Source organism: Bradyrhizobium sp. SRL28, from assembly GCF_018596315.1.
Lineage (GTDB): Bacteria > Pseudomonadota > Alphaproteobacteria > Rhizobiales > Xanthobacteraceae > Bradyrhizobium.
Map to the genome: position 1 here is coordinate 77,914 of NZ_JAHEAG010000029.1, position 15,004 is coordinate 92,917.

Below are 15,004 nucleotides of genomic sequence, written 5' to 3' on the forward strand. Positions count from 1 at the left end.
TTCCGCCTGGTCGCTGGCCTATCGTCGATTCCATGCGATTGAAATCATCCATCTGGGTGGCCGCTTATCTGCGCCGCTGCCAGACTGAGGGAATCTTTGGCGCCGTGCGCAAGCGCGGGGCTGAGGAGGCGGGGGCGGTGTTCGTCAAGGTGGCGCTGCTCGACGGCAACGCCATGCTGTATTCACCCGCGCCGCAGACGGTCTATGACGAGAGCCGTCCGGCTGAGCGGCTGTTCGCGCCGGCTTCGCCGCAGCCGGTGCCGGAGCAATCCGTGGAAGAGCGTCTCGCCAAGGAGCTCCGCTTCGATCCCGACGCCTGGATCGTCGAGACCGAGGACCGGGCAGGGCGGCACTTTCTGGATCTGGCGAAGGCCTGAGCAGAACGTCGCGTCAGGAAAACACGTCAAACAAGCATCGCCGCGCGCTAACGCTTCGAACCGTCGGTGCCGGTGCGAACGGCCGGCGCAGTTCCGGGCTGCACGGCGGGCCGGGTTTGCGATGTTGCCGCACGCACGCGATGGCGTTCGTCGTCGTAGAGCGCGGCGCGGTATTTCGCGCGGGTGACCGCCATGGTCGAACCGCGCCACGCGGCCACCATCACCAGCGCGGATCGTTCGCTCAAATGGTCGTACAGTCGCGACAAGCGATAAACGTTGTGCACAGATGAGCCGAACTCGGGATTGAGGAACAGCAGCACGCGCTGGAATGCGGCGCTCGGCATGTCCAGTGCGCGCGCGGCGCAGGCCAGCGGCTCGCCGCCGGGATCGTGAACCACCTGTTCGGCAATCCGCTGCGGAAGGATCAATGCTTCGCCGAGTTCCAGTGCGAAGTTTTCGGTGTCCTCGGCGAACGCGGCCATCTCCAGGATATGCAGCGCGCGCGCGGCGCGGGCCGCGGGAATGCGCGGCGAAGCTTTCAGCGGCGTGTCGGCGATATTGTGCAGGATCAGCGCGCGCTCGCTGGCGCCGGCAGCAAAGAACATGTCGCTGATTTCCGCGGCATCGTTAGGCCGCATCGCCAGGCTGGATGCCATCCGCAACTGCGCTTCGGTCGGCGGCTTTACCGTCGGGGTGCTGGGCTGTTGATCCGCGGCAATCGCAGCCGCGAGCGGCAGGGGCTGACCTGGGTGCGAACGCCGCAGCCCGAGCTTGTCCATGATCTCGACCGGCGTTGCCGGATAGATCGCGAGCCGCGCCCGCACCGCGGCGCGGGTGGCGTCGTCGACCTGATCAATCAGGCGGGACGTCAGTTCGACGAACTGGCGCTCCTCGTCGGCGGAATGGGCGCTGGTCTGGACGTAGAGGTCGGTCAGCACGCGCAGCAAGGTCGGCCTGATATCGACTCCCTCGCGGCGCGAGAGCGTCATCAGCCCGTCGAATCCCGGAAACATTGGAGCTGCGGTCATGGTGTACGCGACTTCGGTAATCCCTCGCGTCAGCCTACGCACGGCGCTTTAAGAGTTGGTTAAGGAAAACAGCCCGTGAAGAAATCCGATAAAATGCCAGCTTTCGGTGCGCACAGGCAGCCCCATAACCCCGTAACTGTACCGCCTGCACAAATTAAGATGCCGTTAACCACGTTCTGTTCTGAATAATGGGATGTCGCCGGCCAGATCGTGCCGGGCGGCAACCAGAAAGAACGGAACATGGGCACCATCATTGAATTTCCGGCGGATGCGGCTTCGCGGCGGCCGGGCTCAACCATGGATGGCGCTCCACGCGATGGCCTGGGAACCGTGCTGATCCTTCCCGTTGTCCGCATCGAACGTGCAGCCGGCGAAACCGGCGACGGGCGCGGGCCGGAAGAGGGGACGGCGCCCGGTCGCCGTCGCCGTCGGCGCCCCTGAACGACGGAATTTTGAAATGCCGGAGCTGTGCCTCCCGATCCGGACCACCGGGCTTCGGTCACTCCCGGCTCTCATGCTGCTCGTGGCAAGTGCTGTGCTCGGCGGCTGTAGCGGCGGCGATTTCGGCCGCACCCGCGCCGATATGCGCAATGACGACATGCACCGCTGGCTGGGCGCTGAGGCTACCGCTAGCGTCGGCCTCAAGCCGTCGTACTTCCAACTCACCGAAAACGAGCGCCAGCTTCGCGATCTCGCCTATCCCCTGATCGAGCCGCCGCATTCGCGGCCCGCCTGGAAGAGCGTGTTCGGCGATTACCAGCCGTTGCCCTCGCCGTGGCGGCAGAAGGTGGTGTTCGACCGCACCACCTACGGGCGCGCGCTGATCGACGAGCCGCACCGCTCGCACACCTCGCGTTATCAGCAGTTGATCGAGGACGTCCGCAACGACATCACGAGGTTCGAGCCGTTCTTTGCCTCCGCCGCGCGCGTCATCGAACTCGACCGCAAGCGCGGCGCCAGCCTCAGGATGGTGTCGGAACTGTCGCCGCGCGAACAGGCCGATGCGATAGCCCGCATGGAAGAGAACACGCTGATCGTGCAATGGGTCCAGCAATGCCTGGAGCGGCGCATTTCATCGTATCGCTGGGCGCTGGAGCGGCTGGTGATCCAGGCGCCGGACAATATCGCTGCCGATGCCGACCGCCTGATTGGCGAACTCGCGGCGCAGACCGCCAACCCGCCGCTCGCAGCCCAGCCCGTGATCGGGCGCGCCGTGACGGTGAAGGGTTAAACTACGGCGTTACTCATAAATCTGAAAAGCGCCGTGTACTTGGCGATGTCCGGACTACGCTCAGAAGCGGATATCTGGGCTGGCCTTCAGCGAGTCTGCTTTGGGCCAATAGGCGACATGCTTGCAAAGGCACGGATCCGGGCTAATGCGCAATGGTCGTTCGTTTGTGTCCGCAAGAGGCCGTCGGCGGTGAACCTTTCGCGGGCGGCCCGCGACAAACAAGCCGCCATCGTCGCGACGGCGGCGCGTGCCGCGCCGATCGCGCGACGCCAATTGAGGTTTCTCATGCCGATCGTCCGAATCCTCCTGGTCCTTCTCGCGCTCGCTTCGCCGCTGTGGATGGCGGGAGGCGCTGTTGCGGGGCCGTTTGAGGATGCGCAGGCGGCGCATAGCAGACGCGACTACGCAACCGCGCTACGGCTCTGGCGTCCGCTGGCCGACCAAGGCAATGCTGAGGCGCAGTACGCACTCGGGTTCATGTACGACGGCGGCCAAGGTGTGCCGAAAAATTACGCTAGGGCTGCAAAGTGGTGGCGCCTCGCAGCCGATCAAGGCCATACCTTCGCCCAGTACAACCTGGGGACCTTGTACGACAACGGCAATGGGGTGCCTCAGAACAAAGCTGAAGCATTGAAGTGGTATCACCTTGCCGCCGAGCGCGGTAACGATGGTGCGCAGTTCAACGTCGGGGTCCTGCATTTCGCGGGCGTGGCCGTGTCCGAGAACCGGATCGAGGCTGCGAAGTGGTTTCGCCGCGCTGCAGACCAAGGTCATATTGGAGCGCAGGTATATCTTGGCCTCTGTTACGCTACGGGACTAGGCGTGCCGCAAGACAGTATTCAAGCATACATGTGGCTCAGTTTGGCGGCTGCGCGAAGTGACCAAGATGCGATCAGCAATCGAAATCGCATCGCGCAGCAGATGACCCCGGCACAGATCGCCGAAGCGCAGAAGCTGGCGGTTGAGTGGAAGTCGAAACCGGAACGGTAGTATTCCCGTGCGTCGCGGAAGCAATGTCTGCTGTGGGTCAAAAAGGCGAAATTCCGGAGTGACCAGCGCATGTCTGCTTTTGCCTCAAAAGCAGATCTCTCGTCTTGTGGGATCACGACCTAGCGCCCGGTCTTGCCCGCTGATTTGGCGCGGCCCGCTTTGGGCCGCTGGCTCTGCAGTTTCGCGATAAAATTCTGCAGCACCTCCGACGGTGGCCGCGCCGCGCTATAGGCGAGCCCCACCTCGCGCTTCACATCGACGTCGATCTCGCGCACGGCGACATCGGAATTGGCGCGCGCCACGCCTTCGGGAACGATGGCAATCCCGACACCGGCGGCAACCAGCGCCATCGCCCAGTCTTCCGATTCCGCAATCGCGGCGGGCTGGCGCTTGCCCGACGCCGCACGGCCGAAGAATTCGCTCTGTTCGCAATGACAGCGATCGACCATGGCGACGCCGACGAGATCAGCGGCGCGGAGCCGCTCTTTCAGCGTCAGCGGATGCGACGGCGGCAGCGCTGCGACGTAGCGCTCGACCCAGAGCGGAACGAAATGCTCATCGGCGCGCAGCAGATTTTTGGAGACGATGCGCGCGTCCGCGGTGTCATCGACGCCGACGAGGCGGAGCGCGATGTCGGGAGTCCCGGTCAGCGGCTTCAGCAGCGCAATAGTTCGCGGTCGGTCGAGCGTGCGCATCAGGCCGAGCGTCAAAGCGTTCCGCGTCGCAGGTTTTCGGAACAGGTTTTTCGCCGCGTCCGCCTCATCGATGATGCGGCGGGCCACGGCGTGGAATTGTTCGGCGGCTTGCGTCGGCGCCACGCCCTTCTTGTGCCGGATAAACAGCGCCGTTCCGAGCTCGGCTTCCAGATTGGTGATCGCCGCCGAGATCGAGGGCTGCGAGATGAAGCAGCGCTTGGCGGCCGCCGTCAGGTTGCGCTCCCTGAACACGGCCGCGAAATAGCGGAGTTCGCGGATATCCATAGTCTAAACCTATCGATGATATCAGTTATCGATATTTTACCTATGGCGTGTCGAATGGCAAGCAGGACGCCTGACCTCGAAGGAGACCTGTCATGCGCGTCCATCATCTCAACACCGGCACCATGTGCCCGATCGGCCGGCGCCTGGTGAACGGCACCGGCAGCATTTTCCAGCGCGCGCGCATGGTGTGTCATTGTCTCCTGATCGAGACCAATGACGGGCTGGCGCTGGTCGATACCGGCATTGGATTGGACGACATCGCCAACCCGCCGCGGCTTGGGCCCAAATGGGTCCGGCAGACGACGCCGCGGCTCGATCCGGCCGAGACTGCCGTGCGGCAGGTCGAGGCGCTCGGCTATTCGAGAGGCGACGTGCGGCATCTGTTGCTGACGCATCTCGATCGCGATCATGCCGGCGGCATTCCGGACTTTCCGAACGCGAAGGTGCACGTCCATCGCCGCGAGCACGATATGGCGGTGACCGGCCGGACGCCGGCACGGAAGGGCCGCTACATCACCGATCAGTGGAAGCACGGTCCGCAATGGTCGTTCTATGGGGAGGGCGGCGAAGACTGGTTCGGCTTCAAAGGCGTCCGCGCGCTCGGCGATCGCGAACCCGATATCCTGATGATCCCGCTGCCCGGCCATACCTTGGGTCATTGCGGCATCGCCGTGCGGACAAAGGACAGATGGCTGCTGCACGCCGGTGACGCCTATTTCTTCCACGGGCAAATGCAGGCTTCGCCGAAAATGCCGCTGGTGCTCGGCATGTTTCAGCGCCGCGCCGACATGGATCGCGCCATGCGCATTCAAAACCAGGAGCGGCTACGGACGCTCAAGGCCAATCACGGCGATGCCGTGACCATCTTCAACAGCCACGACCCGGTGGATTACGAGAATTGCCGATGCGGTAGACACGATGCCTAGTCGTCACCCGCCTTGTGCGCGATTGCGCACTGGGGCGGGTGACCCAGTATTCTAGAGACGCCAGTGATCGAACGGATAAGCCGCGGCGTACTGGATCCCCGCCTACGCGGGGATGACGGCCGTGCAGAGATGACCGGCCTCAGGCCGTGATCAGCGCTTGCCCCGCGGCGCAGGCGCAGGGGCTGGTGCGGGTGCTGCAGGTTCGGGTTGCTTGGCCGGCGTCGGCTCGGTCTCCACGGTGCAACGCGATGCCGCCAGCGACGCCTGCGCCTGCGGCATCAACCCCGGCTCCGGCGCAAGCGCCTTCAGCACGATCAGGCCGGTCGCGGTGGGGGAGTCGATGATCAGGCGGTCGGCGGCGGTAACTTCCTCATCCTCCGGAATTGCGGAATGCTGCTCTTCCGTCATCAGGTCGAGCTCGATCACCTTGCGGCCGGCCGAGCGGTCGTTGATGGCGTAATAGGCGACCTCGTTGCGGGTGTAGAACGACACGGAAGTGTAGGCTTGGCTGACCGGCACCGTCAGCTTGAGCGGTCCGCCGGAAAGGTCGTAGCGGCAGATCGCGACCGCAAAGGCCGGGTCCATGAACGGCATCGGCGCGTTGTTGGGTTCGGCAAGCGGCAGTGCCGTGACGGCGTTCTCTTTGGTCATCGGCGTCAGCCGCGAATAGGCGTCCTGGGTGGCGATGCGCGGCAGCGCCAGCACGCTGACGAGATGCACCACGCCGCCCAGCAGCACGCCCGCGATGATGGTGAACAGCAGCCGGATCATGGGCAGTTCACCGTAGAGATGGAAGGCATCGGCGCGTCGCGCTGCGTCCGCGTCGCAACGCCGACCGGCGTATCGTAGAGCCGCAGCATCAGCGCGTAGCGCTCGATGCCGCCGGTCGGCAGCCAGTTTCCGGCGCGCGAGCGCGCCGCCACGCGGATCTCGAACCCGCCGTCGGAGCCGCGGACGATTTCCTGGCTGGTGAAGCCGTAGCGCTGCAGCGAATTGGCGACCAGATGCCCCTTGCGGTCGAACAGCGTCAGCGTCCAGAACCGGGCCGCCGGTGTCACCCCGCTGACGACCACGTCGCAGCGGCCGTCGAGCGCCTTGTTCTTGTCGTCGGTGGTAGCGGAAAAGGCGATGCCGTCACCGGTGCCGATCGGCAATTCGCCGCTGCGGGCGATCAAGGCGCGCGAATAGGGGTCGATCTCGGCGGTGCCGCTCTTGGGCCGCGCGGTCCAGGCGCCGATCGTGAGTGTGCCGAGATCGGTGCCGCGCGTCGCCGTCATGTAGGTCGAGCCGAGACCCACAGCCGTGGCAAGCGCCAACGCCAGCAAGGTGATGAAGATCAGCCGCACGGGCCAGTGCTCCGAAATCTCACGGCATCAGATCCCGGTTGAACCGGCTTCATCCGAAACCTGAAGCGCTTCTTTTTGTTTGAGCATGTCGGCGCAGACGCCTCGCATCCGTTCCGAGGAAAGCCGGTTAACATTCTGCCGGATCATGCCTTTTAATTCTTCCGCTGCGCCGGCGCAGGCTGGTCGCCGGCAGCTGCAATGTAGTTCTCCGGGAAGGCCAGCGCGCCAGACGTGGCCGGCTTGCCCGGCTGCTTCTGATCGTTGGACGAGGTCTTGCCCGCGGCCTTGCCGGCCTCGTCGAGCAGTCGCTCGACGCGTACCAGAATATCCGCGCCGCGCTTGGTCAATACCGGCGGCGGCCCCGGCTTGGTGTCCAGTATCCGTGCGGCGGCGCTGGCGGGAAGGGCGGGCTGTGGCAGTTTCGTGCCCATGCCGATGCCGGGGATTTCCTTCACCTCGACGCCCTGGTGCGCGACGACCATGATGTCGTGCCAGGTTTGCGCGGGCAGCGAACCGCCGGTCATGCGGTTGGTCGGCGAATAGTCGTCATTGCCGTACCAGACCGCGCAGGTGAAGTTGCCGGTGAAACCGACGAACCAGGCGTCGCGATAGGCGTTGGTGGTGCCGGTCTTGCCGGCGGTCGGGATGCCGTCGATCGCGGCGCGGCGGGCGGTGCCCTCGCTGACGACATGGCTCATCATCTCCGACATGTCGGCGGCGACGGAGGCGGGAATGGCTTGCACCGGCTTCTTGCCGTCGCGGTCGAAGCGCCAGACCAGATCGCCGGCGCCTGTGCGCACTTCCAGCACCGCGTGAGGTTTCGTCGACTTGCCCCTGTTCGGGAAGGTCGCATAGGCGACCGCGTGTTCGAGCACGGTGACTTCGTCGGAGCCGATTGGCATCGACGGCGTATCCGGTAGCGGCGCCGTGAGGCCGAACTTCCGCGCCACCTCGGTAATCTTGACGCGGCCGGCCTTGGCGGGGTTCGGCGACTTGCCGCCCAGCGCAATCGACAGTTTTACGGGCACGACGTTGATCGAGCGGGTGATCGCCTGGGTCAGCGTCACCGAGCCAGAGTAGGAGTGGCCATAATTCTGCGGGCACCAGTTGCCGATGCAGACCGGGCCGTCGACCACTTTCGAGTTCGGGGTGTAGCCGTTCAGCAGCGCAGTTGTGTACACATAGGGCTTGAACGACGACCCCGGCTGCCGGTAGGCGTCGGTCGCGCGATTGAACTGGCTCGATCCATAGTCGCGGCCGCCGACCATCGCGCGAACGCCGCCGTCAAGATCGGCGACCACGGTGGCGGCTTGTGTCGCATGATAGTCGCGGCCGAACTGGCGCAACTGGTTTTCGACGGCATCTTCCGCGGCGCGCTGTACGGTCATGTCGATCGCGGTGCGGACCACGAAGACGCGTTCGACATAGGATTTCGGAAAGGTGTCGACCAGCTTGCGCATCTCTTCGAAGGCGTAGTCGAGGTAATAGTTCGGTGAGTTTTCGTCGCGGCGGTCGACGGCCATCGCCGGATTGCGCCGCGCACCGAACACCTGTCCTTCGGTCATGAAGCCGGCATCGACGAGGTTGTCGAGCACGATGTTGGCGCGGGCGCGGGCGGCGGGCAGGTTGATGTGCGGGGCATATTTGGTCGGTGCCTTGAACAGGCCGGCCAGCATGGCGGATTCCGCGAGATTGACGTCGCGCGCCGACTTGTTGAAGTAAAAATGCGCCGCGCCGTCGACGCCGAAGGTGCCGCCGCCCATATAGGCGCGGTCGAGATACAGCTTCAGAATCTCGTTCTTGGTAAGGCGCGTCTCCAGCCAGATCGCGAGAAAGGCTTCCTTCACCTTGCGCTCGATGGTGCGCTCGTTGTTGAGGAACAGGTTCTTGGCGAGCTGCTGCGAGATCGACGAACCGCCCTGTCGCACGCCGCCGGCCTGCGCGTTGGTGACGAGGGCGCGCGCGGTACCGGCGATGTCGATGCCGAAATGGTCGTAGAAGCGGCGGTCCTCGGTGGCGAGCGTCGCCTTGATCAGATTGTCCGGAAAATCTTCCAGCGGGATCGAGTCGTTGTGCTTGATGCCGCGGCTGCCGATCGGATTGCCGTAGCGGTCGAGGAACGACACCGCGAGATCGGACTTCTTCAGCCAGTCGTCGTCGGCGGTTTCGCGAAACGCGGGAACCGCAAGCGCCAGCATCACGATCAGCCCGCCAAGGCCGATGGTCGCGGCTTCCGAAAACGGCTCGATGAAGACCCAGCGCTTCCAGCGGCCGACATAGAAGCGGTCCATGAAGGTGGAGTAGCGCTCGTACAACTCGCGCAGGCCCTTGCCCGACGAAAACAGCGTCGAGTCGATGCGAGCATCCAGATCCAGGAAGAAGTTCCGGATCTTCGGCTTCCACTGCGGAGGTACGATCTGGCGCACCGGGACCCTTGGTCGTTCGAAACGCTCGCACGCCCGACCGGGCGCTATCGAGACGTCATGCTTTGCTGTTGCGGCAAACCCAAGGCGCTTTTTAGGACGCTTGGGGACTCGTAATTGTTCTAACCGAGCGGGGGCTATAAACCAATGCTCTCGCTCACCATTTTGGTGGTCAGCCCTAACGCCGTCCCGGCTTTTTTGTCCCCGTAATCAGCCCGCTTGCACCTGGGTCACCCTAGCTCCTAGAAGGGCTGCAAGCCGAACCGACCCGGAAACTATCTGACTTCATGACCGCGCCACCCAAGCGAGCTTCCAGCCAGGAGGGATTCTTCTGGAAAACCAAGACGTTGGAGGAAATGTCCAACGCCGAATGGGAAAGCCTGTGCGACGGCTGCGCACGCTGCTGCCTGGAAAAGCTCGAGGACGAGGATACCGGGAAAATCTATTTCACCCACGTTTCCTGCAAGCTGCTCGATTCCGGCCTATGCGCCTGCAAGGACTATCCGAACCGTTCCGACAAGGTTCCGGATTGTGTCCGCCTGACGCCCGAGAACGTCCGCACCCTGAACTGGCTGCCGCCGAGCTGCGGCTACAAGCTGGTCGCAGAGGGGCGCGATCTCTACTGGTGGCACCCCTTGATTTCGGGCGACCCCAATACCGTGCATGAAGCCGGGGTTTCGGTGCGGGGCCGGGTGCAAGGCACCGAGGACGAGATCGCCGATGAGGATCTCGAAGACCACATCGTGCAATGGCCGGCGCTGTTGCCGAAGCGGGCGCGGCTGAAGAAGCGGCCGAAAGCCTGACTTAACCCCCGAAGCTGTTGCGCTGATCAATCACGGAAACGCGAAGACATCCTCGCGGGATGCACCCATGCGCGCAGGCGTCTGCCGCGAGGGAAATTTGCCCTCTAAGGTGCCTGCGATATGGCGATTCCATCTCGGCGGCTTTGGCCGCGCAGAACAATATTACGTCCGACATGAACAAGCACCAGCGGCAGGGCCGTGAACCTGCCGACCAGACGACATTGCCTGACGATATCGGCGAAGAGCTCTCGCGCATCACGACGGAGGTCATCGATGTCAGCGATGCGCCGCCGATTGCGCCGCCTGCGCCGCTGAGCCCCGACGAGGTTCGCACCATCCTGATGAGCCTGTTGCTGACGATGTTCCTGGCCGCGCTCGACCAGACCATCGTCGCGACGGCTCTGCCGACCATCGGCCGCCAGTTCAACGACGTCAGCAACCTGTCCTGGGTCATTACGTCCTATCTCCTGGCCTCCACCGCGGTGGCCCCGGTGTTCGGCACGCTCAGCGATATCTATGGCCGCCGCGTCATGATCACCGTTTCGCTTGTGCTGTTCACGGCCGGCTCGATCCTCTGCGCGGTGGCGCCGAACATGACGGTCCTGATTATCGCGCGCGGCCTGCAGGGTTTGGGCGGCGGCGGCATCATGCCGGTCGTGCAGACCGTTATTTCGGACGTGGTCTCACCGCGCGAGCGCGGCAGGTATCAGGCCTATTTCAGCGGCGTCTGGATGGCCGCGGGCCTGCTGGGTCCCGTGCTCGGCGGTGTGTTTGCCGAACATCTGCACTGGTCGATGATCTTTTGGATCAACGTGCCGCTTGCCGTCGGCGCACTGTTTCTGCTGCTGCCCAAGATGGGCAAGATCCCCGTGTTCCATCGCCGCCGCAAGGTCGACTGGCTCGGCGGCGTGCTGCTGATGGCCTCTGCCGTCATGGTCATGCTGGTGCTGAGCTGGGGCGGCAACCGCTATGCCTGGCTATCACCGGCGATCATGGCGATGATCGGTGCGTCGGTCGCGCTGGCCTTCGCCTTCGTCTGGCACGCGCGCAATGCCGATGAGCCGTTCCTGCCGCTGCCTTTGATGGGCGGAACGGTGGTGCCTTACGCGATGGTGGCCGGTGGCTGCGCGCTGGGCGCCATCACCGCACTCACCGTGCACCTGCCGCTGTATTACGAGGTGGTCTATCATTTGACCGCGAGCGAAGCGGGGCTTGCGCTGATCCCGCTCGCCGCGGTTTCCACCTGTGGTGCGGCGATCGCCGGACGGACCATGGCGCGCGCCAAACACTACAAGCGTGTGGCGATCGCGGGCACGTCCGCGGCAACGATCTTTGGTGCGGTGCTGACCGTGACGACGCTGCCGCTGTGGGGCTTGCTGGTCGTGCTCTCGCTGTTCGCACTCGGGCTCGGCACCACATTCCCGGTCAGCGTGGTCTCGCTGCAAAATTCCGTGGCGCGCGCGCAGATCGGCACCGTGACCGGCGCGATGAACTTCTTCCGCTCGCTGATGTCGTCGTTCATGGTCGCCGCCTTCAGCGCGATCCTCCTGATGTCGCTCGGCGCCGGCGTCTCGATCGGCGAACATCGCGGACCGGCGAATGCGATTCCGGCGGCCGACATGATCACCGCATTCCACTATGTTTTCGGCGCCGCCACCGCGCTGCTTGCTTGTGCCGCGCTTTGCATCATCCTCATGGAGGAGCGGCCGCTCGCCGGCCCCTCGATGCCGGCGGAGATGGCGGAGTAGGGGGTACCGTCATCTCCGGACCTCTTCTACTTTGCATGGGGTTGTTTTCGAAATTTTGTATTTGGGTTCTCCGGTGCGTCACCGAATGCGTCGCTAGGCTGAGCGGGTGAGAAAGCGCGTGATCGCGCCGCCCAGCCGGGTGCTCTCCAGCGGCTCGGCAAGCGAGGCCTGCGCTGATGTCACGACGCTATCGGGCGCGTGGCCCTTGCTGCGCACCACCTCGCAGCAGGCCAGCGCGTAGCCGACGGAGAATTCCGGGTGTGGCTGCACCGAAAACGTGCTGCCGCCAGCGTAGAGCAGCCCGGCATGCGGCGTGAAATCCGAGGACAGGATCGTCCTGGCGCCCGCTGGCGGCGTGATGACCTGGTCCTGGTGCGAGCAGGCGAGCGCGATACGCGTGCCCTCGATCAGGCCATTGTGAGGGACGACGTCGTAGACGTGCCGCCCGATGCCCCAGCCCTTCTCGGACTTGCGCGCCGTGCCGCCCAACGCCTGCGCGATCAATTGATGGCCGAAGCAGACGCCGACCATCGGCAGCTTCTTGTCGTGGGCTGTGCGCACGAATTCCTCGAGCGGCGCGATCCACTCGAACCCGTCGTAGACGCCGGCCGCGGAGCCGGTGATGAGGATCGCCTCCAGTCCTTCGACATCCGGCAGCGGCTCGCCGGCGGGAATGCTGACGGTATTGAAGGTGACGGTGGCGTCGGCGGCGCCGATCATATGCTCGAACATCTGCGGATACGATCCGTGGAGCTCGCGATTTTTCGAGCTGACCAACCCAGTCTCTATGATCGTAATGCGCGGCATCAGTGACTATCTGGACTCTGTTGCATCGCTGCTCAGGTCCCCGGCCGCGACACCTCGGTCTCCTTGCTGGTGATGAACTCCAGCAGCACCGGCACGCCTTCCCTGGTCTTTTGAATGCCGCGCTGGATGGCAGGGATGATGTCTTCCGGCTTGGTCACCCGCTCGCCGTAGCCGCCGAAGGCGCGCGCCATGGCCGCGTAGTCGCCGGAAATGTCGGTCGAGCGGTATTTCTCGGTCGAGATCGGCATCACCTTCAATTCGATCGCCATGGAAAAATTGTTCAAGAGGATCGACATGATCGGGATGCGCTCGCGCACCGCGGTCTCGAAATCCATGCCGGTGAAGCCGATCGCCGCATCGCCCCAGACATTGATGCAGAGCTTGTCGGGCTTTGCCAGCTTCGCGCCCATCGCCAGCCCAAGACCGTAGCCGAGCTGCGTGGTCTTGCCCCAGCCGATATAAGAGAGCGGCTCGACCGATTTCCAGAACGGGGACAACTGGTCGCGCGGGCTGCCGGCATCGTGGGTGATGATGGTGTTGTTGATGTCGACGGTGTGCTGCAGATCCCACAGCACGCGGTAGGGGTTCAGCGGCGCGTCGTTATGGGTCAGCTTCGGCATCCATTTCGCCAGCCATTCCTTGTGGGAGGCCGCGATCTCCGCGGCGACCGCCGTCGCGTCGCGATCCGTCGTGACGGTCTTGCCGATCTCTTCCAACAGCGCGTCGAGTACGAGCCCGGCGTCGCCGACCAGGCCGATCCTGGCCTCGACATCCTTGTTGAGATGGTTGGGGTCGAGCGTCGAATGGATGATGGTCTTGCCCTTCGGCAGGGCGATGCCGAATGACGTCTCGGTGAAGGAGCAGCCGATGCCGAAGATGACGTCGGCATCGCCTAAGAATTTCGGCACCGCGCGCGGCACGGCGAGGCCGCCCGATCCCAGCGACAGCGGATGCGTCTCTGGAAAGGACGACTTGCCGCCAAGGCTGGTCGTGACCGGGATGGCGAGGCGCTCGGCCAGCCGTCTGAGCTGCGGCCAGGCTTTTGCGTAGTGCACGCCCTGGCCGGCGTAGATCACCGGGCGCTTCGCCGCGACGAGCAGGGCGGCTGCCTCCTTCACATGCACGGGATCCGCGCCGTAGCGGGTACGCAGCACCGGCGTGTAGTTCAGCGGTTCCGGCACTTCCTCGTTCCACATGTCGGCGGGGATTTCGACGATCACCGGCCCGCCGCGGCCGTTCTTCAGTTTGGTGAACGCGCGCCGGAAAATGTTGCAGACCTCGGCGGCGATGTTGATCGGCTCGGACGATTTCGAGAACGCCTTCATCGCCTGGCTGGAGTTGAAATTCGGGTCGATATTGGCGAGCCTGCGCGCATAGCCCATCGGCAGCACCAGCACGGGAACCGACTCGCCGTAACATTGCGCCACGCCGCCCATCGCGTTCTCGGCGCCTGGTCCATGCTGCATGCAGAACGCGCCGATCGACTCGCCCGAGGTGACGCGCGAGATCGCGTCCGCCATGTGAACGCCGATGCGTTCCTGGCGCACCATCACGGGGCGGATGTCGGCATTGGCGGCATATTCGATGAGATGATTGACCGGATAGCCGCAGAGGATTTCGATCCCCTCCCGCTTCATGATTTCCGCAATGGCGGCGCCGAGCTTCATGACGGTCTCCCCCTGGATTGCAGGCCGGTTCGGTCCGGCCGATTTGCAACAGTTGGAGCAGGATTTACCCGTGCGGTAAAGCGCGCGCGGCGCGTGGGGGCGGAAGTGCTGATATGCGTTTTGCCGCTTGAGGGGGCGTTCAGTAAAATACCCAGGCTCGACCGGCGAAGAATTTTCTTGCTCCCAACGCCTCACGCACAAAACAAAAGCAAGCCTTTTGCAGCGGCGCGACGCTGCTGCGTTGCGAAAACATCACAGCCGCCAGCCAAGTGGACCGGCATCACATCCTTGTCATTCCCGGTAATCATTTTTGGATTACTTGTTCCGCATGCAGCTGCATGAATCGCAGGACAGGAGACTTCAATGACTACGGCGCGAACACTCATTCTCGGGTCGGCGGCAGGCTTGATCGCCATCAGCGGGGCACAGGCGGCCGACCTTCCGGTCAAGGCCAAGGCAGTCGAATATGTGAGGATCTGTTCGCTTTACGGCGCCGGCTTCTTCTTCATCCCGGGCACCGACACCTGCATCAAGATCGGCGGTTATCTGCGCGCGGACGTCACGTTCAACGGCGGCGCCCACGGCGCGCCGGCCTGGAGCGGCGATCTCGGCCAGCAGAACCGCTTTGCCGATTACTTTGTCGCCCGTTCCCGCATGGCTTTGACGGTCGATACCCGC

At 64.0% G+C, this 15,004-nt stretch carries 16 protein-coding genes; 8 read left to right on the plus strand and 8 right to left on the minus strand.

Going from position 1 to position 15,004, the window contains the following annotated elements:
• Nucleotides 1-32: 32 nt before the first annotated feature.
• A complete protein-coding gene (locus KIP88_RS34540) occupies nucleotides 33-377 on the plus strand; it encodes a DUF1491 family protein (protein WP_214492647.1) in 345 nt (114 codons plus the stop codon).
• A 47-nt stretch (nucleotides 378-424) separates the two neighbouring features.
• On the opposite strand, the gene KIP88_RS34545 is transcribed toward KIP88_RS34540, so the two are convergent.
• Both KIP88_RS34545 and KIP88_RS34550 read right to left on the minus strand, forming a co-directional pair.
• Complete coding sequence (locus tag KIP88_RS34545) at nucleotides 425-1,405, minus strand: DUF2336 domain-containing protein (protein WP_214492648.1); 981 nt, start codon at nucleotides 1,403-1,405, stop codon at nucleotides 425-427.
• Nucleotides 1,406-1,464: 59 nt separating this feature from the next.
• A complete protein-coding gene (locus KIP88_RS34550; RefSeq protein WP_214492649.1) occupies nucleotides 1,465-1,704 on the minus strand; it encodes a hypothetical protein in 240 nt (79 codons plus the stop codon).
• Between KIP88_RS34550 and KIP88_RS46820 the strand changes: the two genes are divergently transcribed.
• The 3 genes from KIP88_RS46820 to KIP88_RS34560 all read left to right on the plus strand — a co-directional run bounded on the left by KIP88_RS46820 (nucleotide 1,646) and on the right by KIP88_RS34560 (nucleotide 3,626).
• Entirely contained in the window at nucleotides 1,646-1,846 is a 201-nt protein-coding gene (locus KIP88_RS46820) for a hypothetical protein (RefSeq protein ID WP_108513071.1), read from the plus strand. The genes KIP88_RS34550 and KIP88_RS46820 overlap by 59 nt on opposite strands.
• A 16-nt stretch (nucleotides 1,847-1,862) precedes the next feature.
• Nucleotides 1,863-2,636, plus strand: coding sequence for a hypothetical protein (locus KIP88_RS34555; RefSeq protein WP_214492650.1), 774 nt, complete (start codon nucleotides 1,863-1,865; stop codon nucleotides 2,634-2,636).
• Between the two features lie 117 nt (nucleotides 2,637-2,753).
• Nucleotides 2,754-3,626 carry a tetratricopeptide repeat protein gene (locus KIP88_RS34560; RefSeq protein ID WP_214492651.1) on the plus strand — a complete coding sequence of 291 codons (873 nt, stop codon included), beginning with the start codon at nucleotides 2,754-2,756 and terminating at the stop codon, nucleotides 3,624-3,626.
• 119 nt (nucleotides 3,627-3,745) lie between these two features.
• Here the strand turns inward: KIP88_RS34560 and KIP88_RS34565 are convergent, their stop codons facing one another.
• On the minus strand, nucleotides 3,746-4,606 hold the full coding sequence (locus tag KIP88_RS34565; protein ID WP_214492652.1) for a LysR family transcriptional regulator: 861 nt from the start codon (nucleotides 4,604-4,606) through the stop codon (nucleotides 3,746-3,748).
• A 92-nt stretch (nucleotides 4,607-4,698) separates the two neighbouring features.
• On the opposite strand from KIP88_RS34565, the gene KIP88_RS34570 reads away from it, so the two are divergent.
• Entirely contained in the window at nucleotides 4,699-5,532 is an 834-nt protein-coding gene (locus tag KIP88_RS34570) for an MBL fold metallo-hydrolase (RefSeq protein WP_214492653.1), read from the plus strand.
• Between the two features lie 150 nt (nucleotides 5,533-5,682).
• Here KIP88_RS34570 and KIP88_RS34575 read toward each other — a convergent pair whose 3' ends face one another.
• From KIP88_RS34575 to KIP88_RS34585, 3 genes are all read right to left on the minus strand, one after another.
• Nucleotides 5,683-6,303 (minus strand): DUF1254 domain-containing protein, encoded by a 621-nt coding sequence (locus KIP88_RS34575; RefSeq protein ID WP_214492654.1) that lies wholly within the window; start codon nucleotides 6,301-6,303, stop codon nucleotides 5,683-5,685.
• Nucleotides 6,300-6,878, minus strand: a complete 579-nt coding sequence (locus KIP88_RS34580; protein WP_214492655.1) for a DUF1214 domain-containing protein — start codon at nucleotides 6,876-6,878, stop codon at nucleotides 6,300-6,302. The genes KIP88_RS34575 and KIP88_RS34580 overlap by 4 nt, the downstream gene beginning before the upstream one ends.
• 152 nt (nucleotides 6,879-7,030) lie before the next feature.
• Complete coding sequence (locus KIP88_RS34585; protein WP_214492656.1) at nucleotides 7,031-9,304, minus strand: transglycosylase domain-containing protein; 2,274 nt, start codon at nucleotides 9,302-9,304, stop codon at nucleotides 7,031-7,033.
• A 284-nt stretch (nucleotides 9,305-9,588) separates the two neighbouring features.
• Between KIP88_RS34585 and KIP88_RS34590 the strand changes: the two genes are divergently transcribed.
• Both KIP88_RS34590 and KIP88_RS34595 read left to right on the plus strand, forming a co-directional pair.
• Nucleotides 9,589-10,104: a YcgN family cysteine cluster protein gene (locus KIP88_RS34590; protein WP_214492657.1), complete on the plus strand. Its 516-nt coding sequence runs from the start codon at nucleotides 9,589-9,591 to the stop codon at nucleotides 10,102-10,104.
• A 173-nt stretch (nucleotides 10,105-10,277) separates the two neighbouring features.
• The gene (locus KIP88_RS34595; protein WP_214492658.1) at nucleotides 10,278-11,852 is read left to right on the plus strand and encodes an MDR family MFS transporter; all 1,575 of its coding nucleotides are present in this window, start codon (nucleotides 10,278-10,280) and stop codon (nucleotides 11,850-11,852) included.
• A 93-nt stretch (nucleotides 11,853-11,945) separates the two neighbouring features.
• Here the strand turns inward: KIP88_RS34595 and KIP88_RS34600 are convergent, their stop codons facing one another.
• Both KIP88_RS34600 and KIP88_RS34605 read right to left on the minus strand, forming a co-directional pair.
• Nucleotides 11,946-12,659, minus strand: a complete 714-nt coding sequence (locus KIP88_RS34600) for a type 1 glutamine amidotransferase (RefSeq protein WP_214492659.1) — start codon at nucleotides 12,657-12,659, stop codon at nucleotides 11,946-11,948.
• 32 nt (nucleotides 12,660-12,691) lie between these two features.
• On the minus strand, nucleotides 12,692-14,521 hold the full coding sequence (locus tag KIP88_RS34605; protein ID WP_308163704.1) for a thiamine pyrophosphate-requiring protein: 1,830 nt from the start codon (nucleotides 14,519-14,521) through the stop codon (nucleotides 12,692-12,694).
• A gap of 168 nt (nucleotides 14,522-14,689) precedes the next feature.
• Between KIP88_RS34605 and KIP88_RS34610 the strand changes: the two genes are divergently transcribed.
• Nucleotides 14,690-15,004 (plus strand): porin (locus KIP88_RS34610; protein ID WP_214492661.1); only part of this gene is annotated, 315 nt, incomplete at its 3' end.